16 protein-coding genes are annotated in these 23,033 nt (G+C 32.4%); 4 read left to right on the forward strand and 12 right to left on the reverse strand.

Annotated elements, in window-relative coordinates:
- Positions 1-22: 22 nt before the first annotated feature.
- The 8 genes from ABD766_RS11580 to recR form a co-directional block, all read right to left on the reverse strand.
- Positions 23-5,860 carry an Ig-like domain-containing protein gene (locus tag ABD766_RS11580; RefSeq protein ID WP_344816850.1) on the reverse strand — a complete coding sequence of 1,946 codons (5,838 nt, stop codon included), beginning with the start codon at positions 5,858-5,860 and terminating at the stop codon, positions 23-25.
- A 349-nt stretch (positions 5,861-6,209) separates the two neighbouring features.
- Entirely contained in the window at positions 6,210-7,256 is a 1,047-nt protein-coding gene (gene rfbB, locus ABD766_RS11585; protein ID WP_344816851.1) for a dTDP-glucose 4,6-dehydratase, read from the reverse strand.
- A 1-nt stretch (position 7,257) separates the two neighbouring features.
- Positions 7,258-8,535: a nucleotide sugar dehydrogenase gene (locus tag ABD766_RS11590; protein WP_344816852.1), complete on the reverse strand. Its 1,278-nt coding sequence runs from the start codon at positions 8,533-8,535 to the stop codon at positions 7,258-7,260.
- A 26-nt stretch (positions 8,536-8,561) separates the two neighbouring features.
- Positions 8,562-9,953 (reverse strand): UDP-glucose 6-dehydrogenase, encoded by a 1,392-nt coding sequence (locus tag ABD766_RS11595; RefSeq protein WP_344816853.1) that lies wholly within the window; start codon positions 9,951-9,953, stop codon positions 8,562-8,564.
- A 6-nt stretch (positions 9,954-9,959) separates the two neighbouring features.
- Positions 9,960-10,940 (reverse strand): SDR family oxidoreductase, encoded by a 981-nt coding sequence (locus tag ABD766_RS11600; RefSeq protein ID WP_344816854.1) that lies wholly within the window; start codon positions 10,938-10,940, stop codon positions 9,960-9,962.
- Positions 10,940-13,402: an exopolysaccharide transport family protein gene (locus tag ABD766_RS11605; RefSeq protein ID WP_344816855.1), complete on the reverse strand. Its 2,463-nt coding sequence runs from the start codon at positions 13,400-13,402 to the stop codon at positions 10,940-10,942. The genes ABD766_RS11600 and ABD766_RS11605 overlap by 1 nt, the downstream gene beginning before the upstream one ends.
- 11 nt (positions 13,403-13,413) lie before the next feature.
- Positions 13,414-14,196, reverse strand: coding sequence for a polysaccharide biosynthesis/export family protein (locus tag ABD766_RS11610; RefSeq protein ID WP_344816856.1), 783 nt, complete (start codon positions 14,194-14,196; stop codon positions 13,414-13,416).
- A 72-nt stretch (positions 14,197-14,268) separates the two neighbouring features.
- Positions 14,269-14,889 (reverse strand): recombination mediator RecR, encoded by a 621-nt coding sequence (gene recR, locus ABD766_RS11615; protein ID WP_344816857.1) that lies wholly within the window; start codon positions 14,887-14,889, stop codon positions 14,269-14,271.
- Between the two features lie 144 nt (positions 14,890-15,033).
- Here recR and ABD766_RS11620 point away from each other — a divergent pair, with 144 nt between their 5' ends.
- Together ABD766_RS11620 and ABD766_RS11625 are read left to right on the forward strand one after the other, a co-directional pair.
- Positions 15,034-16,572 (forward strand): sodium:solute symporter, encoded by a 1,539-nt coding sequence (locus ABD766_RS11620; RefSeq protein ID WP_344816858.1) that lies wholly within the window; start codon positions 15,034-15,036, stop codon positions 16,570-16,572.
- A gap of 15 nt (positions 16,573-16,587) precedes the next feature.
- A complete protein-coding gene (locus ABD766_RS11625; protein WP_344816859.1) occupies positions 16,588-16,980 on the forward strand; it encodes a hypothetical protein in 393 nt (130 codons plus the stop codon).
- Positions 16,981-17,203: 223 nt separating this feature from the next.
- Here the strand turns inward: ABD766_RS11625 and ABD766_RS11630 are convergent, their stop codons facing one another.
- Complete coding sequence (locus ABD766_RS11630; protein WP_298119834.1) at positions 17,204-17,569, reverse strand: CoA-binding protein; 366 nt, start codon at positions 17,567-17,569, stop codon at positions 17,204-17,206.
- A 100-nt stretch (positions 17,570-17,669) separates the two neighbouring features.
- Between ABD766_RS11630 and ABD766_RS11635 the strand changes: the two genes are divergently transcribed.
- Both ABD766_RS11635 and ABD766_RS11640 read left to right on the forward strand, forming a co-directional pair.
- A complete protein-coding gene (locus ABD766_RS11635) occupies positions 17,670-18,293 on the forward strand; it encodes a MarC family NAAT transporter (protein ID WP_396146701.1) in 624 nt (207 codons plus the stop codon).
- Between the two features lie 32 nt (positions 18,294-18,325).
- Positions 18,326-18,952 (forward strand): chromophore lyase CpcT/CpeT, encoded by a 627-nt coding sequence (locus ABD766_RS11640; protein WP_298305897.1) that lies wholly within the window; start codon positions 18,326-18,328, stop codon positions 18,950-18,952.
- 101 nt (positions 18,953-19,053) lie between these two features.
- Here the strand turns inward: ABD766_RS11640 and ctlX are convergent, their stop codons facing one another.
- The 3 genes from ctlX to ABD766_RS11655 all read right to left on the reverse strand — a co-directional run bounded on the left by ctlX (position 19,054) and on the right by ABD766_RS11655 (position 23,031).
- Positions 19,054-19,992, reverse strand: a complete 939-nt coding sequence (gene ctlX / locus ABD766_RS11645) for a citrulline utilization hydrolase CtlX (protein WP_344816861.1) — start codon at positions 19,990-19,992, stop codon at positions 19,054-19,056.
- 84 nt (positions 19,993-20,076) lie between these two features.
- Positions 20,077-20,991 carry a dimethylarginine dimethylaminohydrolase family protein gene (locus ABD766_RS11650; RefSeq protein WP_344816862.1) on the reverse strand — a complete coding sequence of 305 codons (915 nt, stop codon included), beginning with the start codon at positions 20,989-20,991 and terminating at the stop codon, positions 20,077-20,079.
- A gap of 78 nt (positions 20,992-21,069) precedes the next feature.
- Positions 21,070-23,031, reverse strand: coding sequence for a 3-coathanger stack domain-containing protein (locus ABD766_RS11655; RefSeq protein ID WP_344816863.1), 1,962 nt, complete (start codon positions 23,029-23,031; stop codon positions 21,070-21,072).
- Positions 23,032-23,033: the final 2 nt, after the last annotated feature.

A 23,033-nucleotide genomic window follows, 5' to 3' on the forward strand; every position in this document is an offset into this window, starting at 1 on the left:
TATTGGAGTAAAATTAACCTAATTAATTTACATATTTTTTAGTAATTGTAGTTCCTTCTATTGAAGTAATTTCAATAAGTAGTACTTGATTAGTTGAACCTACATTAAAAGAAGTTTTATTAGCATTAATAGCTTCTTTTTCAAGCAACAACCTTCCTCTAATATCAAATACTTTAATTGATTTCATAATAGTTTTACCTGCATCGACATGAAGATCTTGATTTGGTTTATAAACTATAACATCATTAGCATTAAATGAAAACGAATTGATATTTAAAGCTTGGTTGCGATAAACTAGAACAAATCTTTCATTAAAAGTTCCTGCATCAGCTCGGAAAGTGTAAGATGACTGTTTCAAATCATGAATGATATCGAGTGCTTTGTCTTTTAAATAGATATTTTGATTAAGAAATAATCCATCAAAGTCGTATAAATTAATTGTAAAACTTCCTGTAGTTGCAGCATAAAATCCTAAAGGTACCTCATCTAAATCTGAAAAGGGTAAAGAACGACCTTGTATAGACAATGTTGTAGTAGAATTTGCTAAAGAATATAAAGCAACTGGATTTCCAACATTTAAATATTCACCATCATAACCTCTATCAATTCCCATTGTTGCATTGGTAGCATAGCCAACTAAGGTTTGTTTGTAACTGCCTTGCTGGTCTACAACATCTAACCAAACTCTATGTTTCTCAGAAACGACTGTTTTTGATGTTGATGGATTCAATGGTGATTGCATTCTAAAAAACTGGTCATTGTTTCCAACAATTCTCATAGCGTTTGAGAAAGTTGCTGAACCATTAGAGAGTGCTTTAATAAAGAATCCTTGTCCAGAAGCGATTTTGCCATTAGGAACTGATGAGTTTACACCAGTATTTGGCGCAGAACTAGTTCCTGTTCCTCCTAAATAATTATAAATAGCATAATCGTTAGAGGTATACTGACCTGCCGCAATTGGCGTATTGTGAGTCCAAAAATAAATAGTAGCATCTACTACTCCAACATTCAGAGGATCTGATAAAAACAAATCTGCATTAACAGCACTTGGATATGGATTTCCTATTAAATTAAAATCACTTGCTGAGACTAACACAGGACTTGCAACGATTCCATTGTTTGGCACTCCAACGAAACTTCCATTATAAACTGTTGTTGTAACAAGATTATAGGTAATAGGTGCTCTAACCAAATATCCTTTACCTACAGTCATACTAGAACCTGCAGCAACATTAGACCAATTGGCTATGGTTGGATTAAAAACAAAAAACTTATCGGTTGGTGTTAATGGAGAAAATGTAGACAAAACTTGATTCGCAATTGGAGAAGACCAATAAGTATAATCAAATCGTCTCATAGGCATTGCCGAACGTCTGTAAGTTATGTTTCCACTATTTATTGAAGCGTCATTAACCTGAACTAAACTTGCATTATTATTAAAAATTAAAGAACCGGCAGCAACAACAACATCGTTAGTTACAACTAAGGAGTGATTTGTATTAAAAGTTACAACACCTGAATTTATTCTAACAGAACAAGCAAATAAATCTCCTGTTGAAGTATAATTTCCAGCAAATATTGCTCTTGTTGTAGCATTTGGCGGACCATTACTCCAGGTAGTTCCATTCCAAGTGGTATTATAAAAGGCAACAAATACTACATTACTATATAATTGACTACAAGTACCACTACTAATTACTGCTCTAAAATAACGAATGGTAGTAAAAGTACCCATTTGTGCTGGAGTTAATGTAGTTGTTGTGTTTGCAATAGTAGCTACACCTGAAGTAAACGCTGCGTCATTAGCATATTCCCAACGTAAAATAGTACCAAAACTGCCTGTCAAAACTAAGTTGTTAGCTGGCACTCCTGTACAAATTGACTGATCACTTGAAAGCACACCTGCTACTGTAGGTAGAGAAACGGTTAATGTATTGGTAACAAACCTTATACATCCGTTAGAACCTGTCAAAGTTGCTGTATATGTTATCGTATTGGTTGGTTTTGAATAAACAACACTTGCTGGTGTACCTGCAACATAAGGTATAGTCGCTGCTGCATCTGAATACAAATCTGTAATTGGTGTCCATGTTAGAGCCGCAGAAAGTGTTCCAGATACTCTTACATTATCTAATGCCCAACAATAACCCCAATTTGACTCATAATTAAATCGGATTTTTAAATCTGGCATACCTAAATAAGCAACCAAATCAACAACCACATTAGAAAAAGCTGATGGGCTGCCTTGCAAAACGGTATAAGACGTTAAATTAGTCCAAGTAGCTCCGTTATTTGAAGTAATTTGCACTTCAAACTTATCAAAAGCGATGGCATTGATATAGTGAAAAAAACTAAGATTGGCAGAAGTAAATCCTGCTAAATTAAAAGAAGGTGATGTTAATGTTGTTCTAGTAACTGTTCCAGCTGTACCACTTTGCGAATCGGAATTGGCTAAATAAAATTGGGAATTATCATTACTATTAAAAGTAGCATTCCAACCAAAACCATTTATGTAGTTATATCCACTTGGCCTTAAAGTCCATTGAGAAGCGTTTGTATCACCTCCAGTAGAAGTATTTGCAACAACCCAATTATTAGTTGGTGAATTAAAATTTTCATTAATTAAAATTGCAGGAGTAGCAATACTAGTACTACCAAAAAGTGGCTGAATTGTTCCTTCACATATTGATGGATTAACAGGAAGGATAGATACTATTGGAGGTGCTTGATTTACATTAATTGTTATTGAAGCCAAGTTTCCACAAAGACTTCCAGATGTTTGATTAGCTAACAATAAATAAGTAGTTGTAACTGTAGGATTAAAAGTAAAACCTGAAACGACATTTCCAGAAACTCCTGTAGCTGGAGACCAAACTAAACTATCATAAGCTCCTGCTCCACTAATAGTTACTAGCGAAGTTGTTTCGTTTTCACAAATAGTTAGAGAAGTTGTACTTAAACTTAAAGCTGGAGGTGTAGTAACTGTTGCAGTAACTGGTATTCTTGCTGATAAACATTCTGTTGTAAATTTCCAATTGTAGGCACCTAAATTAAAATTTCCATCAATACTATTACCGTCGATACTGGCCACAGATGAAGTATATGGATAGGCAGCATTTGTAGTATTCATCCTCAATCCTGAAGCTGGCAAAGTACTAAAATACAAATTATACATCCCTGGAATTAAAGTATAATTCATGTTGATTTGTTGGAGTGTATTCCCTCCAGAAACCGTAGTTGTAAAATTAAAACTTGCAAGTGTAATATTAGATGAATTTCTTATCACCAATTGACCTGATTGTCCAGATGCAATTGGAAAAATATCTACCGATTGTAAAGAGGTATTTGAATTAACTGTAAAATTTACAAAGCCTTGATAATTTTGAAGTCCTTTCACTCCCAATTGAGTGTTTGGATTGGATGGTCCTAACTTTGCTATTGCACCAAAAGCTCTAGCTTCTGCATAATAAGTTGTCGTTGCACTTATAGCTGGAGTAGTAAATGTGTTACCCGAGCCAACTTGAGCACCTCCAGATAAAGCGTCAAACCAACGAATTGCAGAACCAGTACTAGGATTAGCTACTAAACTTGCAGTTCCATATCCACATCTCGTAACAGGAATAGTTGATACTACTGTAGGTGGTGAACACTCTGTATTGAAAGTTTCCTCCATCGACCAAATACTTTTATCGGAACTTGAACAATTACCTCTTAACCAAACCCAATAACTTGTACTTGGATTTAATCCTGTAAGATTTAAAGTTGAAATACCTGCACCAACTGATCCAGTAGCAGTGGTAGCTATAGTTGGTGGCGTTGCTGTAGTTGAAAGAAAATATTCATACCCCAATGCTGGTGGAGTTGTAGAAGGAACCCAATTAAGAGTAACAGTTGTAGCTGTAACAGCAGAAGATACAACCTCGGTAGGTTCAATACAAGATGGTGATAAAGTTACACTAATATCATCAATGGCAATATAAGTCTGATTGGCTATACTATATCCTCTGTATCCTATATAAAATACACCTGAACTAATTGGTGTAAAATCAATTTGAGTGGTTTCATAGAAACTATTATCAATTCCAGTTAGAGTAGTTAAAGTATTTGTCATACCTGCTACAGACTGGCTAGTACCATAATAAACAGCCAAATTCTCTGAATTAGAACTTGTATTTCCTGTATTATAACTAAATTTTAATCGGTAAGAAACACCAGCTGTTAAATTCAAACCTGGCAGAAAAAACCAATCGTTCATATCACTTGTTATGTTTTTATCAATTTGAAATGAACGAGGCGCTGATGCAAAATTAACCGTTTGTGTTCTCCATTGATTAGTGTCCGCATTGATGTTTAAAACAGAAAAACATGTTGGAGCCGATCCAACTGGAGTAGAATCAAAATTTTGAACATAAGGAATAGTATAAAAACCGCATGTTGTAGAAACCGTTATTGTATTGCTATTAACAATACATCCAGGTCCCAAAGCTCTTACTCTGTAATAGTAGGTTGTAAATGGCAACAAACCTGATATATTAAGTGAGGTTGTTGCTGAACTCAAAAGTAAATTATTATAACCCGGTAGAAATGTCGCAAAAGTATTGCTAGTTGACACATCAATAGCATATCCTGTGGCACCAGCTACAGCTGACCAATTTGCGGTAAAATCATTTCCTCCTACTGCTGTTGCAGCCAAAGCTGTTGTAGACTGAAAACAAGTTGTTGCTGAACCAAAAAGTGGATTTGTCAAATTATAAAATGGTCCGCCAGCACATTTTTCATTATAAGAAATAACCCAATAATAATAAGTTGTACCTGAAGTTAATCCTGTTTGATTGAACGTTAATAAATTAGAATTAGCGACAACTCTATAAACTGGAGCTGTTCCATAATTAAATCCTACAGAATAAGAATTTCTATTAATAAATGTTGCTGCAGTTGGCGGTATATTTACTGTACTTCTTACAATTAAATATTTAGAAGGTGCTGGTGTTGCAGCAGTAAAAGTATTACCTACAAAAGAGTTGCTTGTAATACTTGTTCCACCAATAACCAAATCTGTTGGTTGACTTGGCGGAGTCACACAGGGTGGACCAGGCACATACAAATACTGAAATCCAAAAGGAGGATAAGCCGATGAATTGGTAATAAGTGTATGTGAATTTACCGTCCCATTTATGGTTGCGCCAGTTACATCCCAAAGCTGACTACTTCCTTGAAAACGATTAAAAACATTTCCTTGAGAGATATCATTATTTTGCCCTCTCAAACCTACTTGAACATTTACCGTTAATGCAGAAAGAGATGTATCGCAATTACCATATGATAAAAGTATTTCATTAGAAGTTTCTGATAAGCGAATTTGAAAATCAAAATCACCAACAGCTGTCTTTCTATTTGCATTAGTCCATTGTACTACAAAAGTTCTATTGGGCGCAGTTCCCTCAGTTGCATAAACTATATTTGCTGGAGTAGTTGCACTTGAAATTAAATCGGTACCTAAGGCACAAACAACACCTCCACTAGTCGCTCCATTATAGGGTGTATTATCTGATAAAGGGACATAATTAGTAGCTGATGGAGCGACTATTCCAAAAGTTATAAAACCATTTGGACTAATAAAACATTGTGTAAAATTGACACTATCAAAAGTAAAAGTAAACCCCAACGGCACTTGAACTGCCGCTTGATTATCCCATGGCGCTGCGAAAGCATTTGTTGTAGCTCCAGATAATGGAGTGTATCCAGTAACCGATTGTGTTAGAGTGTAAGCATTTACCTGAGCTTGAGTTTTGTTTATTCCTAACAGGACCATCAAAACGGCAAGGAGCGTAATAAATGTAGTTTTTTTTCTATGCAACATCAGTGTTTATGTGACTTTTTATATTATTTGCTCAATTTTTTTTAAAGCTAACTATTTGACTATAAATATAATTAGATATTTTAATCTACTAAAATAACACATTTTCTTTCACTGAAAATACAACTATGAAAGTATTCGATAATAAGTAATTATAATCGACGAAATGCATACAACATTAATACTATTTTAAAAAAATAAATTTGCAAAACCTATAACTGCATCTAAAATTGTTTGCATCTATGAAGCATCAGCATTGTTTCTGATACTATTTGAAGATAATCTTCTTATTATTTAAAGGTAATATACAAATTCAAAAGAAGAGTTTTAAAACAATAATAGTGAAGAAGTTCTATTCGTATTGTTTGTCATAATACTTTTGATATTCACCAGAAGTAACATTTTTCAACCAAGTTTCATTAGTCAAATACCAATCGATAGTTCGCTCTAATCCTTGTTCGAATGTTACAGATGGTTTCCATCCCAATTCCTTATTGATTTTGGTAGCGTCAATTGCATAGCGCAAATCGTGTCCTGGTCTATCTTTTACATAAGTAATCAATTGTTCAGAAGTTCCTTCAGGACGACCTAATTTAGAATCCATTTGAACGCATAATAATTTTACTAAATCGATATTTTGCCATTCGTTAAAACCACCAATATTATAAGTCTCGTGATTTTTTCCTTTGTGAAATACTAAATCAATAGCAACTGCATGGTCTTCTACAAACAACCAATCGCGAGTATATTTTCCGTCTCCATAAACCGGAAGTGGTTTATTATTGATAATATTATTTATAAAAAGTGGAATCAATTTTTCTGGAAAATGATAAGGCCCATAATTATTGGAACAATTTGTAATTACATAAGGTAATCCATAAGTTTCTCCATAAGCTCTTACAAAGTGATCAGAACTTGCTTTAGATGCAGAATAAGGAGAATTTGGATCGTAGCTTGTTGTTTCAGTAAATAATCCTTCAGCGCCAAGCGAACCATAAACCTCATCAGTAGAAATATGGTAGAATCGTTTACCTTCAAAGTTGTCTTTCCAAATGGTTTTAGCTGCATTTAAAAGGTTCATTGTTCCGATGACATTGGTTTTTACAAAACTCAAAGGATCTGTAATAGAACGATCAACATGTGACTCAGCTGCCAAGTGCAACACACCATCAAATTGATGCTCTGCAAACAAAGCATTGATGAAATCAGCATCTACTATATCGCCTTTTACAAAAGTGTAATTGGGTGCATTTTCTATATCGGCTATGTTTTCAAGATTACCAGCATAAGTTAATGCATCTAGATTATATATGTGATAATTAGGATATTTATTAACAAATCGTCTTACGACATGAGAACCTATAAATCCTGCTCCGCCTGTGATTACTATTTTTTTCATATTATAATTTACCATCTATTGAACATTTCAAAACTCCTTTTACATCATAAACAACAGAGTTCGGGTTTTTAAATTGTTCTAAATCTATATTTAAAAATTCGTTATGAGCAACAGCTAAAACTATGGCATCATATTTATCAGTAGGTATTGTTTCCGTTGTTACTAATCCATATTCATGTTTTACCTCACTTGGATTAGCCCATGGATCGTAAATGGATACTTCTATTCCATAATCTTGTAATGATTTTATGACATCTACTATTTTAGTGTTTCTTACGTCAGGGCAATTTTCTTTAAAAGTAATTCCCAACATCAATAACTTAGAGTGATTTACAGGAATTCGCTTTTTTATCATCAACTTAACGATTCGAGAAGCAACATATTCTCCCATACTATCATTAAGACGTCTTCCTGCCAAAATTATTTCGGGATGATAACCTGCTTCTTGCGCTTTTTGAGCTAAATAATAAGGATCAACACCGATACAATGTCCACCAACTAAACCAGGCTTGAAATTCAAGAAATTCCATTTTGTACCAGCTGCTTCAAGAACGGCTTGGGTATCAATATCAAGAATATTAAAAATTTTAGCCAACTCATTTACAAAAGCAATATTGATGTCTCTTTGAGAATTCTCAATTACCTTGGCCGCTTCAGCAACTTTTATTGAAGGAGCTAAATGCGTTCCGGCAGTAATAACCGATTTGTATATTTCATTTACTTTTATACCTATTTCTGGAGTTGAACCAGCGGTAATTTTCAATATCTTATCAACGGTATGTTCTTTATCTCCTGGATTAATTCGTTCTGGAGAATAGCCTGCAAAGAAATCAACATTAAATTTCAATCCGCTAACATGTTCTAAAACAGGAACACATTCTTCTTCTGTAAGTCCAGGATAAACGGTAGATTCATAAATTACAATATCTCCTTGTTTAAGAACTTTACCTACTGTTTCGCTTGATTTATATAAAGGAGTTAAATCTGGTCGATTGTTTTTATCAACTGGCGTTGGTACGGTAATTATATAGTAATTACAATCTTTAATATCTTCTAAATTTGTTGTACAAAACAAACCTACTTTGCTTAAAGGTTTTTCTATAAGTACGGATTGTAATAATTCTTTTTCAACCTCAAGAGTAAAATCGTTACCTTTATTAAGTTCTGATACTCTATTTTGATTTATGTCAAATCCTACTACAGGATATTTGGTCGCAAACAATCTTGCTAGCGGCAATCCAACATATCCTAAACCAATCACACCTATTTTTATATCCATCAAAAAGTCGTTTATACAATTAAAAATTATGAACCAATTTCTTGGTAAATAAAACCTATTTCTTTAATTTTATTTGCATCTAATAAATTTCTACCATCAAAAACAAAAGCTGGCTTTTGCATACTATCGTAGATTTTTTGCCAATCATAAGTTTTGAATTCATCCCATTCTGTCAATACTGCGATAGCATGAGAATTGGCACAAGCTTCATATACATCTTTGAAAGACGTTACATGCTTTCTATTTTGCTCGTCAGTTCGTGTCTCAAGATAATTCAAATCGGAAATTACTTGTTTATAATCAACTTTAGGATCATAAACAGCAATTTTTGCTTGCTCATTAATCAAATCATCTGCAACATAAATAGCTGCTGATTCACGAGTATCATTTGTGTCTTTCTTAAATGCCCATCCTAAAAATGCAATTTTTTTATCGGCAATGGTATTGTATAAAGTACTTACTATATTTTTAGAAAATCTTCTTTTTTGGTGATCGTTCATGATAATAACTTGTTCCCAATAATCGGCAACTTCATTCAATCCGAAAGATTTAGAAATATAAACCAAATTCAAAATATCTTTTTGAAAACAAGAACCTCCAAATCCAACAGAAGCTTTTAAGAATTTTGGTCCAATTCTACTATCCATTCCAATAGCTCTGGCTACTTCATTTACGTTAGCACCAGTTTTCTCACAAAGTTCAGACATCGCATTTATAGATGAAACTCGTTGTGCTAAAAAAGCATTAGCTGTTAATTTAGACAACTCTGAAGACCAAACATTTGTAGTTAAAATTCTTTCTTTTGGAACCCAATTAGCGTAAACTTCAACTAAAGATTGAATAGCTCTTTGACCTTCTTCTGTTGTGTCACCACCAATAAGCACACGGTCTGGACTTAATAAATCTTCCACTGCTGTTCCCTCTGCCAAAAATTCTGGATTGGATAATATTTGAAATTGCACTCCATTACCTGTATTATCTAAAATACTTTTAATAGCCTCAGCAGTTCTTACTGGTAAAGTTGATTTTTCAACAACAATTTTATCAGTTTTTGAAACTCTAGCAATTTGTCTTGCACAAAGTTCAATATACTTTAAATCGGCTGCCATACCTTTACCAGAACCATAAGTTTTGGTAGGTGTATTTACTGAGATAAATATAATTTGAGCTTCTTCAATTGCTTTATCAACTTGTGTTGAGAAGAAAAGGTTTTTACCTCTAGAATGTGCAACTATTTCACCAAGACCTGGTTCATAGACAGGAATATTGTCTACATTTTCGTCATTCCATCTTGCAATTCTTTCTTCATTCAAATCAACAACAGTGACTTTAATATGTGGACATTTTTGTGCTATAACTGCCATTGTTGGTCCACCAACATAACCTGCTCCGATGCAGCAAATATTTGTTATTTTCATTCTATTTTATTTTAAATTTTCCCAATACCATTCCACTGCTTCTTTAAGTCCCTGTGAAAAGGAATATTTTGGATTATAATTTAGTAATCGTTTAGCTTTTTCTATACTAGCCAAAGAGTGAGGTATATCTCCTACTCTATTAGCACCATAAACAATTGATACTTCTGAAATTGAAGCATCGTGTTTAGATAAATTTTCTTTCAATAAATTAACCATCTCATTAAGAGTTACTCTATCACCAAATGCTGTATTATAAACAGTATTAAGTGCCTCTTTATTTTGTGTTGTCATTGCCAATTCATTCATTTGAATCACATTATCAATGTAGGTGAAATCTCTAGAATAGGTTCCATCACCATTAATCACTGGACTTTCGTGACGCATAAATTGCATAACAAATTTCGGTATAACAGCAGCATAAGCTCCATTTGGGTCTTGACGTCTTCCAAAGACATTAAAATACCTCAATCCTATTGTTTCTAACCCATAGGTTTTACTAAACACGTCAGCATACAATTCATTTACATATTTAGTAATTGCATAAGGTGAAAGCGGTTTTCCAATAACCTCTTCAACTTTTGGTAAAACTTCTGAATCTCCGTATGTAGAAGAACTTGCAGCATAAACAAATCTCTTAACTCCATTATCACGAGAAGCTACTAGCATATTCAAAAAACCAGAAATATTAACATCACTACTATTGATAGGATCTTGAATAGACCTAGGAACCGAACCTAAAGCTGCATGATGAAGAACAAAATCTTTATTTTTAGTAGCTTCTAAACAGGTTTCTAAATCTCGAATATCTCCTTCAATTAAATCAAATTTTTCATCACATAACAAATGCTCGATATTATATCGATGTCCGGTTGCAAAATTATCTAAACAAGTTACAAAGCAACCTTTATTGATAAAATAATCGCATAAATTAGACCCTATAAATCCAGCACCGCCAGTGATCAATATTTTTTGAATAGAATTATCCATTATCTATTTTTCTTTTGAAAAATACGTTTAAACCATTTAACAAATAGATTTCTAGATTCTTCATCTTCATGGTAACCATTTGAATAAGCTCCGTACCCATATCCATAACCGTATCCATATCCAGCACCATATTTAGCTTTATTTTCATAACCATTTAATACGATGCTCACATTATTTAATTCACCTCTTGATACTCTATTATTTAATAGATTAATCATTTCTTTTTTAGTAAAATTTTGTCGCATGACATATAAAGTTACGTCGGCATATGTTGCTAACTCAACAGCATCTGTAACTAAACCTACAGGTGGTGTATCTAAAATAATGTAGTCGTATTTATCTTTAAGTTCATTTATAAGACGTTTCATGGTATCACCCATAATTAGCTCTGATGGATTTGGTGGAACTGGTCCAGATGAAATAAAATCTAGATAAGGTATTTTGGTTTTTTTAGTTACTTCATCAAGTGTGTTTTGTTCAATTAAATAATTTACTACTCCAATATCATTTTTTACATTAAAGTCATCAAAAATCTTTGGTTTTCTTAAATCAAGACCTACTATAACTGTTTTCTTTTCACTCATTGCAAAAACTGTTGCAATGTTTATAGAGCAAAATGTTTTTCCTTCACCACTGACCGACGAGGTTAACATTAATGTCTTGGAACCTGAAACTTTTTGTTTTTTGTACAAAAACTGTAATGAAGAACGAATAGCTCTGAATGACTCTGAAAGTGCCGATTTTGGTTTGTCAAAAACGGCCAAATTAGAATCAGTGTGTTTTACTCCAATAACTCCAATTAATGGAATATTTGTGTTACTAGAAATATCATCTGTATTTTGAACAGCGCTGTTAATAAAAAATATTAAAAAAACTATTATTAAAGGAATTAAAAAACCTAAAAAAATTGCTATAACATAGTTAACACTTGTTCTTGGTCCAATTAAACCGCCACCAATATCTTTTGGTGGATCAATAAATTGTATATCTGATAGATTTGCCGCTTTAACAATTTGTGCTTCACTTCGCTTTTGAAGATAGGTTTGATAAATTTCATTACTCAAATCATATTTTCTCATGATTTTAAGATACTCTTGTTTGTCTTCTGGAAGTGTAGTTAACTTATTTTCTGCGACAGATATCTTACTTCTAACTTGAGAAGATTCGTATTGAATTGCAGACTTAGCAGCCATTATATTTTCAAGTAAAACCTTTTTGACAGAAGAAATTTCACTATCTATTTTATCATACATCACTTGACTTTTCACATAATCACTCATTTCTGCTCTTCGCACAGATAAGTCAATTAAAGCGGAAACATTTGTAATAATATTAGGATCATCAATTCCAGCAACCGATGGAGCCGGTAACTTTGCATAATCTGTTGAATTTTTTAGATAATTACTTAATGTGTTGTAGTAATTTATTTTTCTATTTATGGCATCACTTGTTCTATCTAAATCCAAAATTTGGCTATGAAATGTGTCACCGCCACTTTCTATTTGCGTAACATTTTTATTTCTACTAAAATCCTTAAGTTCAGCGGTATTCTGTCGCAAATCACCTTCCATCTTTTGTAGAGTAGTATCAATAAACTTGATAGTATTTTCTGCAAATAAATTTTTACTATCTAGCTGTCTTTTGATTAAAACTTTTACAGTCTCATTTAAGTAATCTACAATTCTGTATTTATTTGTTCCATCTAATGAAAGTTTAATGATTGATGGTGCTTTTTCTTCTATACCAATTTTTACATTTCTATATCGTGAAACAATTTGATCTAGACTATTAAAAATTATGATGTATTCCTGACCTACATAATTATTTTCTGCTTTAACTAAATTTAAAGATAAATTAAGAAAAGGTAAATTTATATTTTGTCCTACTTTAAAGCGTTGAACAAAATCACCACTTCGATATTGGATTGTACCAGCTATGCTTAAAGAATAATTTATAACACTAACTGCATTTGATAAAGACTTGATAGAAACTTCATATTCATATGGTGAAATGAACTTTATATTTATGGGTGTTTTATATATTTGATTTTTATTTTTATCAATCTTTACTACAAAAGGAGTTTTTCCATAAACGTCCTCAGTGAAATATTTCTGCTCCTGTAAATAATCTATATAAAACTGTAATTTATCAACAACAAACTCATTATGAGATCGGGATTTAAGTGTGGTTGCAATATTTTGAACTTCATCTGAAGTTCCTCCCCAATTAAATATTAAACTTGTATTTGATGTAAATAGTGGGTTATCTTGCTCTTTAATTGCAATAGTAGTGTCTAAAGAGTAGATTTTTTGCTTTCTAATGTTAACTTGATGTGCTATTGTTAAACACACAATTAATCCAAATAAAAACCATTTCCAATAACTGGCGGTCTTAATTAAAAAGCCTTTAAAATCAAAGCTGTTTTGGTTCTCAAAAAAAGAAAAATCTTTAACGTCTAACATTGACTTATATATTAATTTCTAAGTATCAAAAAAGTTGTTGTAGCAAGTGTTAATAGAGTAAAAATTGTCCCCAATGATTCAACTCCAGTTTTTCCTGTTCCCCAAGTTTTTTGTTTTAATGGTTTTACGTACACGTAATCATTAGGTTGTAAATAATACCCTGGTAATTGAACCGCTCTACTATCGGTTAAATCTAAACTAAATGTCTCTGCTCCTTGCGGAAACTGCCTAATTACCTTAACATCTTTTCTATCGCCAGTAATTGAAATATCTCCAGAGTTAGCAATTGCCTCAAGAATATTTACTCTTTCTTGATACAAAATTTTTGTACCAGGATTAGCAACTTCACCGTTGATTGTATACCTAAATCCGGCTAACTTAACACTTACAAAGATTCCAGCTTCTTTTTTAAAGTGATCTTGTAATAGTTTTTTTTCTATTATTTCTCTAACTTCTTCGATAGTAAAACCTAATATGTTCACCTCACCAAGAACTGGAACTCTAATATTACCATGATCGTTTATGGTATAACCATTAAAATAAAGGGTTTCTGTTGTTTGATTTAACTGTGAAGTAGAAGTGTTAAAAATCTCTACTAATTTTGGATCTAAAGCCTTAATATTAATACTTATTACATCATTAACCTGTAAACGATATGGTTTCGCATTAACAACATTGATAGTTGGAATAGGTGAATTATCTTTTTTCTGTAAGTAAATTAAATCTTTTGTGGGAACGCAAGATGTGAACATAATTCCCAAGAAAAAAAGTATAAAGAGTATTCTGTAGTTCATTATTAAGTAAAATTTAGCAAACAAAGATAGTTTTTCAATTGTAAAAACAAAAAAGTTAGAATAGAATATTGACTAATTATTTTTCAAAGAATTCTCAAACGGAACTCTTTGTAAAATACTTCTTCCTAAAGTGACCTCATCGGCATACTCTAATTCGTCGCCAACCGCTATTCCTCTTGCGATTGTAGATGTTTTGACGTTACACTCCTTTATTTGTTTAAAAATATAAAAATTAGTTGTATCACCTTCCATTGTGGAGCTTAAAGCAAAAATAATTTCTTCTATCGAACCCATTTTTACTTTTTCAACTAAAGAATTGATATTCAATTGACTTGGGCCGACACCATCAATTGGAGAAATTTTTCCGCCAAGGACATGATAAATTCCTTTGAATTGGTTCGTATTTTCTATCGCCATAACATCTCTAACGTCTTCAACAACACAAATTATTTTATGATTTCTTGAAGCATTCGAGCAAATTTCACACAAATCTATATCGGAAATATTGTGGCAATTTTTACAAAATTTAATCTCATCTCGCATCGTAGTTAATGCTTGCGATAAAAAATGCGTTTGTTCACTTGGTTGTTTCAATAAATGCAATACCAATCGTAAGGCAGTTCGCTTACCAATTCCTGGTAATTGTGCCATTTCGTTGACTGCTTTTTCTAGAAGTTTTGATGAAAATTCCATTTGGCAAAAGTAACAAAATAGATTTTTAGATTATTAGATTTTTGGATTATTAGATTTGGATTTATTCTTATTCTTTCTTTTTTCTATTTTCTATTATCTTTCTTCTCAAATATTTCTATTTTAGCACAACCAAAAAAACCATTTATGTCTTCAGGAACTATTTTAGCGATTATCATTATCTATTTCGGAATTCTTATTCTTATTTCGAATCTTGTTAGTAAAAAAGACAGTAGTAACGATGCTTTTTTTAAGGCAAATAAAAATTCAAAATGGTATTTGGTAGCCTTCGGAATGATTGGAACGGCGCTTTCTGGCGTAACTTTTATTTCCGTTCCTGGTGAAGTCGGAAATCCTGATTTACAGTTCAAATATTTTCAATTTGTTTTGGGAAATGCGATTGGTTTTGTCATAATTGCAACAGTCTTGCTTCCACTCTATTATCGCATGAATTTGACTTCAATTTATAGTTACATCGAGCAAAGATTGGGCGTTGTGAGTTATAAAACTGCAGCTACAATTTTCTTGATAAGTCGAACCATTGGCTCTGCTTTTCGTTTGTATTTGGTTGTAATTGTGTTACAACGTTTTGTTTTTGATGCTTACAATATTCCTTTTGCAGTTACAGTTTTAATTTCTTTAGCACTAATTTTTGCTTACACCTATCGTGGCGGATTGAAAACTATTATTATCACAGATACTTTGCAAACTTTTTTCTTAGTTTCATCTGTTTTTTTGACGATTATTTTTATCTGCAATAGTTTGGATTATAGTTTTACAGAAGCTTTTGAAGCTGTAAAAAATAGTAATTATTCTAAAGTTTTCTTTTATGAAGATTACTTGAAAGGTAACTTTGTTTTGAAACAAATTTTGGGTGGAATCTTTGTAACTATTGCCATGGTTGGATTAGATCAAGATTTAATGCAAAAGAATTTGAGTTGCAAAAACATTAGTGAAGCTCAAAAAAATATGTTCACATTCACTGGAATTTTTGTAGTAATTAATATTTTCTTTTTAAGTGTTGGTGCATTACTTTATCTATACGCTGAGAAAAACGGAATTGCTGTTCCGATGGTTGATGGTGTGAAACGCACTGATTTATTGTTTCCTGAAATTGCTTTTAATCATTTGAATATTGTTCCTGCAGTTGTGTTTTTGTTAGGATTGACAGCGGCAACTTTTGCTACAACCGATTCGGCTTTAACTGCTTTAACAACTTCTTTTTGTGTTGACTTTCTTGGAATGGATAAAGAAGGTAAAAATTCCAATAATGAAATTCCAAATTCCAATGAAGAAATTGAAATTAGAAATAAAAAGTTAGTTAGAACTAGACATTTGGTTCATGTTGGATTTTCGATTTTGATGTTTTTAGTGATTATAGTTTTTAATTCACTGAATGACAAATCGGTGGTGACTATGATTTTTAAAGTGGCAAGTTATACTTATGGACCACTTTTAGGATTGTATGCTTTTGGATTGTTCATGAAATCGAAAACGGTTCATGACAAATTGGTTCCTTTTATTTGTGTGATTTCGCCTTTGGTTTGTTTTTTAATTGCTAAAAATTCAGCTGCTCTTTTTGGAGATTATGTAATCGATAACGAATTGATTATCGTTAACGGATTGATTACTTTTATTGGATTACTGATTATTAGCAAACCTGCTACTAGTCAGACGAAGTTTTAGGTTATAAACCATTTTATGAAACAAAATTATTCATCAGAGAAATATCAATTTTTATCAGAAATAAATTCTATTTCTTTTGAAAGAAAACTTGTAAATGAAACAGCATTTGATGGAATTGTAAAAATCTATAGTTTAAAAACTAATTTTGAAAACATTAACCAAAAATTAGATGGACATTTTTTTGGCGACTTTTTTTATTCAACTGAAAAAGGGGTTTTTCTTAGAAAGTTTGACAACAAAGATTCATGGCCTACATCAACATTAATTTATCTTGACCTTATAAACTTAACTTTAACAGAAATAAATAGAAATAATTCTTCTTGGAATATTTGGGAAGGAAAAAAGTTAGAAAACGGAAAATATTCGATAGAAATCTCTCCAAAAGAAAATATAGAATTTCAAACATAATTAAATTAATTTGAAATGCATTTTTAAACTTAGATTTCTAAAGATACTCAATCAAAAATTAAAATGGAAACCAACCTAGCCCTGATAGAATGGAAATCCTTTTATTTTGTTGCCTGAGGTTCTCGAAGGCAACAAAATAAAAGATTGCAATGGCGGCAGGAATTACCATTACTGATAAAGTCCGAACCATTCGCTCCTGACTTCGACAAAGCTCAGTCTGACATTAATACTGATTAGTTGTCAATAAAACCAAGGTACAAGCTTCTTCTACTTTGATGGAATTGGCTTTAAGTAATTGATAAAACTCTGGATTTTCGGTTCCTGGGTTAAAAACTACTCTTTTAGGTTTAGTTTCGATAATGTAGTTGTAATACTCGCGTTGGCGCACCGGATTTAGGTACAAAGTTACGGTATCAATATTTTTTAAAGGAATGTTTTTGGTTCTGATTGAAATTCCTGCAACCTCGCCTTGATTTTGTCCGATAGCTATAACCGAATGACCTTTATCAACTAACATTGTTATGGCTTTGAAAGCGTATCTTTCGGGTTTGGTGGAAGCACCAAGAACTAAAGTTTTCTTGTTTTTCATTCTGCAAAATTACGGATAATTGTTTTTATTTTAACTTTATGCGTTACTTCTTTATTTATCTTTGTCAAAAATTTAAACTTTTCAAAAAATGGATGTTTTCTTGAATACTTTTTTTGTTTTGCTTGGTGCGCTGTTTTCGGTATTAAATCCGATTGGTGCGATTCCTTTTTTTGTGGGTTTAACACAAGATTATAACAAAGCTGAACGTTCGCGAGTTTCCTTATTGGCCGCGATAAATGTGTGTATCATTTTGTTGATTTCCTTTTTTGTTGGTGAATATGTTTTAAGTTTTTTCGGAATTACGATTTCGGCACTTAGAATTGCTGGAGGAATTTTGATTGCGAGTTCTGGATTTGGTTTACTTAACGCCAATCCGAAAAAGCGAAAAGGAATTAGTAAAGAAGTGGAAGAAGATTTACAAAGCAGAACCTCTATTGCTTTAACGCCGCTTGCAATGCCAATGTTGGCTGGACCTGGTTCAATTTCCTTATTAATAGCATTTAATCAAGATCATAAAACTACACCTGAAATTTTGTCTTCTACACTTGCTATTTTCGTGGTTTCTCTTCTAATATTTTTGGTATTGAGAAGTGCTCATTACTTAGCTAAATATCTTGGAGCATCAGGAATTGTGGCGATTTCTAGAATTGTTGGTTTCTTAACTGTCGCAATTGGTATTCAGTATATTATTAGTGCGGTTTTAAGTATTATTAGAGGCATTTAATATAACAATTACAAATCACAAAAAGTAAAACAATGAAAAAAATAATTATTCTACTTCTTACTCTTACAACTTTATTTTTTAGTTGTAATTCTACTAAAACTATTTCAAACACAGGAGATTCTTCTGAACTAAAAGAATTACTTACTATAATGCAAGGTCAATATTCTTCGGAAGCACATTCAAAAAGAGATACAACCTATTTTAATATTTCGTTGCGAATGGTTCCTATTTGGAAAAATAAAGGTCATTATTTATATGTAGAACAAGCAATGTTTACTAAACAAGAAAAACCATATAGAGTTAGAATTTATAAAGTTAGCCAACGTGGAAATGAGTTTGTAAGCGAAATTTATACTCTAAAAAATGAAAAAGAATGGATTGGCAAATGGAAAACTCCTGAAGCCTTTGAAAAATTATCCGAAACAGATATCGAGTTAAAACAAGGTTGCGAAGTAATATTAAAGCGTATAGGTAAAAATAAATTTTCTGGTGCTACTGGAAACAAAACCTGTCCAAGTGAATTGCGAGGTGCAAGTTATGCTTCGTCAATTGTAACAGTTACTAAAAATGAAATCCTATCTTGGGATCAAGGCTTTGATAAAAATGATAAACAAGTTTGGGGTGCAGAAAAAGGCGGATACCAATTTGTTAAATATTAATGACAGAAAATAGAAAATCCCAAACTCCAAATGTAATCATATTGGAATTTGGAATTTTTTATTCGTAAATATTGGCTTCGAGAGCCTCAGCCAACAAAAAACTATTTTCTTGGAAGAAATACTTCTGCCATCATGCATCTTGCGCTTCCGCCACCGCATGCTTCGATGGTATCTAGGCTTGAATGAAGAATTGTAATGTGTTCTTCTAATTGTGCGATTTGCTTTTTTGTTAAAGCATTGTAGGCTGAAGAACTCATGATTAAGTATCTTCTTTCGTCTGCGCCTTGCAATTCTAACATGTTTCCTGCGAAATTGTTCATTTGGTCTTCGGTAATTAGAATAATTTCTTTTTCGTCAGAACGAAGACTATCTAAAACCATTTTGCGTTCTTTTTTATCATCGATACAATCAGCACAAATTACGGCAAATGTATCTCCAATGCACATCATTACGTTGGTATGATAAATCAATTTTCTTTCGCCATTAACAGTTTGAAATGCTTCAAATATGATTGGATTCAAATCGAAATCTTCGCAAAATTCTATAAATAATTCTTCGTCTGCTCTTGGAGAAAGTGCGCAGTATGCTTTTCCGTTTTCTCTGTCAAGAACAATACTTCCTGTTCCTTCTAGGTAAAATCCGTCATCTTCAGCAGAAGTATAATCCATAATTCCGTCATTGATTTCATAACCTTTGGCTTCAAGAATATCTAAAATATCTTCACGTCTTTCAGTACGACGGTTTTCGGCAAACATTGGATACAAAACCACATCACCATTTTCGTGAAAAGAAATCCAATTGTTTGGAAAAATACTGTCTGGCGTATCTGGATCTAAAGTATCGTCAACAACCGTAACATCGATTCCGACCATTCTTAATTTGTTTACGAAAGTATCAAACTCTTGTTGCGCTTTTTCATTAACATTCGCTGGAGTTAATCCGTCAAGGACTTTTTGATAATAATTGTTTACCGCCGTTTGTTCGTTCATTCTAAACGCTACCGGACGAATCATCAGAATTGAGTTTGTAGTTTGATTCATTTTTTTGTTTGTTAGTGGTTTATTGTTAATCGTTGATTGTTTTAGCTCTAACCGAGAACTATAAACTAAAAACCGTAAACATATTTAATCTCTTATTAAAGGCAATGTCGAACATCTTAATAATCCTTCTTGTTTTGCTATTTCAGCGTATGGAATTTCTTCTACTGTAAAACCTTGTTCTCTTAGCCAATTGTTCAATCTTGTGAAGTTTTTCTCCGAAACTACTACATCTGGTGCAATTGAAAACACATTGGAATTCATATGATACATTTCATCGCGCGTGATGTGAAAAAGGTTTTCTTTCCCGAATAATTTTACCAAGTAAACGTAATCTGCTTCTTCACGGAAACCACTTTTATAGATGATTCCTTTGTTAGTTCCCACTGGCTGAAAGCAGCAATCAAGGTGTAATGCATTATCGCGTGCTTCTAATTTAGATTTCACCAAATCAAATTCTTTTACAATTTTGTGAGGAAATAAATCTTTAATGTATTGAACTCCTTGCATATTAGTTCGAGCTGTAATGTAATCTTTATAATCAGAACCTTTATAAGTTCCTATAAAAATATAATCATTCCAAAGCATTACATCGCCACCTTCAATGTGAACATTCTCTGGCGGACGAACGACTTTAGCAGGATTAATTTGGTCAATTACATATTGAATTGCATCCAATTCACGATTTCTATCAGGTAAAATATTGGCTTTTATAAAAACATCATCGATTACAAAACCAATATCACGAGTAAAAATTTGATTGTAATTTTCAATCATTTCTGGACGAAAAACTTTCACATCATATTTTTGAAATACTTTATTGAAGGCTTCCATTTCTTTAACCATATCTTCTTCCACTGGATATGTACCTGCGAGAATGTGTTCTAATGATTTTGGATCATAGGCTTCTTCTGCTGTTGGAGTTGGTCCGTTATTTACTGCAGAACCTAATACAACGGCTCTTAATCTTGAAGTTTCGTTTTTTACATTTAATTGTAACATATAATTTGCTTTTGGCATTTGTACAAATATAAAAAAGCTCCGTTGATTAACGAAGCTTTTGTTTATAAGTATTTACTTTTAATTTTTAATTAACTTTTCTGTATGTACTTGTCCATCATCTGAAATTACATTAACAATATAGATGCCTGTTGGATATTTACTGACGTCAACTTGTGTTCTGTTTATTGTATCTACTTGTTTTTCATAAACTATTTTTCCATCTATTGTTGCAATACTTAGTTTATTGAAATTACCGTCATTCATAACAACTTCTATGAAATTACTTGACGGATTTGGAATAATAGAAAATCCGTTTACCAATTTTACTAAATTAATATTTTCTTCCGGGATTTCTTGATAAACAGATTGTTCCTCACCTGGTCTGTATACAAAAGTGCTAGAACATCCTTCAGGATAAGCTGCAAATTGAGAGCCTAATACTGCTTCGAAACCAGGATTTAATTCCACATAATTTTCAGCATGATAAACAACACCATTTCCTTGAATATTATCACCGACAGAAATAATATTGGATGCTTTAATCCAATCAGATCGTTCACGTTTCTTTATTGCTGGAATAGCTAAGTTGTTACTATCATCCGTTGGTGATGTTAAAGTTAGCGTTGGAATACAACAATCAATAAAAGTTACATCTGGTCCAACATTAGCAGAATTATCTGATATTTCATATAAAAATGTTCCAGCTGTACAATTAACATTAAAGTCGGCATTTACCTGAAATTCGAAATTTCCGGATGGATTAGTTCCAAAAACACTTGGTAAGAAACTAAAACAAAAAGTATTTGCTGTAAGTTGCGAAGGTGTGTTTAAAGTAGCAATTACTACTCCACCTTGGGTTATTTGCATTGAAATGGTATTTAAAACTGCATTTGCTGGAGCTGCATAAGTACCACAAACTTCTATTGGAATTGTACTTGTTGGACTTGGACAATTAATATTAGTTGGATTAGTATTTATTGCACCTAATTGAGGTGAAGCACATGTAAATCCGCAAATGTTGTCTATATAAACTGTTCCGAAGTGAGCCGATGGTTGACAATCACTTACAGAAAACTCAATAGTTCCTGGTTGATTTAAAATATCACCAACATTTAATCTTGCGCAAATCCAACCTGTATAGAGTACTCTTCTATCAGAATTTACATTTATCGTTGAAAACAAACAATTATTTGGATTTGCAATTATACAAAACTCATCAACTACGTTTCCATATTGATCTAAAACTCTTGCTCTAAAATAAGGCTGAATATCTTGTGCGTGTCCGGGTTTATTATCCATAACCAACGAAAAATTGAAGTCAATTGTTGATTGATTTATAACTGGAAAATATCTAGAAACAGTAGTTAAATCTGACGAACCCATTCCGCCAGTATTATTAAGTTTTATTGCCTTTGTTCCTCCATTTGTGTTTAAAGTTGGAACATTTACACCAAAACTAGCCAGAACAGGATCAAATTGCTGATAACCTGAAGCAGCACTATTAATAACTGTTGCTCTTGAATTAAAATTGTTTGTCGTTGGAGCTAACACATTAGTTGTAGTTAAAACTGTTGGTGTAGCACATGATTGGAAAAAAGAAGTTCCAGACCCTGGTTGTGGATGCAAATCTGCCCAGAAAGTGTATCCTGCAGTTCCATCTTCAAAATCACCATTAACACAATTTTGAGCCACAGACGCAGGAAGTTCAATTGCTTTGTAATCAGCTACTGCTTCACGATTTCTTGAGAAAAATAATTTTCTTAACTCATATCGTTTTGCGTCTATTAGAGCTTTTTCCAATTGTATATCTGTAAAATCTTCTTCCTCTCTAAGATGTTTAATCACCTCATCTGTAACCTCAACGGCTAACTTATACTTATTGAAATTATCCGAAATAAATCGTTCAACTTCTTTCTCTGTTTTTTCTGTTCTTGATACTCTTTTATTTTCTGCCTCAAGATATTCGTTTACTTGAGCAACCAATGAATTGGAATTAAAAAACAACAGAGCAATTAAAACTATTTTAAATATTTTAATCATAA

This window comes from Flavobacterium cheonanense (assembly GCF_039539185.1).
Lineage (GTDB): Bacteria > Bacteroidota > Bacteroidia > Flavobacteriales > Flavobacteriaceae > Flavobacterium > Flavobacterium cheonanense.

Bases quoted from the DNA above. Each gene is read 5' to 3' on its own strand.
- ABD766_RS11625 (WP_344816859.1), top strand. From the start codon at position 16,588: ATGAAACAAAATTATTCATCAGAGAAATATCAATTTTTATCAGAAATA.
- ABD766_RS11595 (WP_344816853.1), bottom strand. From the start codon at position 9,953: ATGAAAATAACAAATATTTGCTGCATCGGAGCAGGTTATGTTGGTGGA.
- ABD766_RS11580 (WP_344816850.1), bottom strand. From the start codon at position 5,860: ATGTTGCATAGAAAAAAAACTACATTTATTACGCTCCTTGCCGTTTTG.
- ABD766_RS11650 (WP_344816862.1), bottom strand. From the start codon at position 20,991: ATGTTACAATTAAATGTAAAAAACGAAACTTCAAGATTAAGAGCCGTT.
- ABD766_RS11620 (WP_344816858.1), top strand. From the start codon at position 15,034: ATGTCTTCAGGAACTATTTTAGCGATTATCATTATCTATTTCGGAATT.
- ABD766_RS11630 (WP_298119834.1), bottom strand. From the start codon at position 17,569: ATGAAAAACAAGAAAACTTTAGTTCTTGGTGCTTCCACCAAACCCGAA.
- ABD766_RS11600 (WP_344816854.1), bottom strand. From the start codon at position 10,940: ATGGATAATTCTATTCAAAAAATATTGATCACTGGCGGTGCTGGATTT.
- ctlX (WP_344816861.1), bottom strand. From the start codon at position 19,992: ATGAATCAAACTACAAACTCAATTCTGATGATTCGTCCGGTAGCGTTT.
- ABD766_RS11640 (WP_298305897.1), top strand. From the start codon at position 18,326: ATGAAAAAAATAATTATTCTACTTCTTACTCTTACAACTTTATTTTTT.
- rfbB (WP_344816851.1), bottom strand. From the start codon at position 7,256: ATGAAAAAAATAGTAATCACAGGCGGAGCAGGATTTATAGGTTCTCAT.
- recR (WP_344816857.1), bottom strand. From the start codon at position 14,889: ATGGAATTTTCATCAAAACTTCTAGAAAAAGCAGTCAACGAAATGGCA.
- ABD766_RS11605 (WP_344816855.1), bottom strand. From the start codon at position 13,402: ATGTTAGACGTTAAAGATTTTTCTTTTTTTGAGAACCAAAACAGCTTT.
- ABD766_RS11655 (WP_344816863.1), bottom strand. From the start codon at position 23,031: ATGATTAAAATATTTAAAATAGTTTTAATTGCTCTGTTGTTTTTTAAT.
- ABD766_RS11610 (WP_344816856.1), bottom strand. From the start codon at position 14,196: ATGAACTACAGAATACTCTTTATACTTTTTTTCTTGGGAATTATGTTC.
- ABD766_RS11590 (WP_344816852.1), bottom strand. From the start codon at position 8,535: ATGGATATAAAAATAGGTGTGATTGGTTTAGGATATGTTGGATTGCCG.